The sequence below is a fragment of the Halorubrum sp. SP9 genome (assembly GCF_005435015.1).
In the GTDB taxonomy this organism is placed as follows: Archaea; Halobacteriota; Halobacteria; order Halobacteriales; family Haloferacaceae; genus Halorubrum; species Halorubrum sodomense.
On the sequence record NZ_SGXU01000847.1, the window covers coordinates 1 to 206 of the forward strand.

The following is a 206-nucleotide window of genomic DNA, read 5'->3' on the forward strand; positions in this document are numbered from 1 at the left end:
GAAGTCGACGCCCGCCGCGTCGAACTCGTGCGGGACGGCGCCCGCGGAGTGGGCCGCGTCGAAGCCGGCGTACGCGCCCGCCTCGTGGGCCGCCTCGGTGATCCGCTCCACGTCGAACAGCTGCCCCGACCGGTACAGCGCGGTCGGCATGAAGACGATCCCCACGTCGTCGTGCGCGTCCAGCGCGGCCTCGACGTCTCCGGGGT

Annotated in this window: 1 protein-coding gene; it reads right to left on the reverse strand. The window is 74.3% G+C overall.

Annotation, left to right across the window (positions count from 1 at the left end):
• Positions 1–206 (reverse strand): aminotransferase class V-fold PLP-dependent enzyme (locus EXE45_RS19530; RefSeq protein WP_137695240.1); only part of this gene is annotated, 206 nt, incomplete at both ends.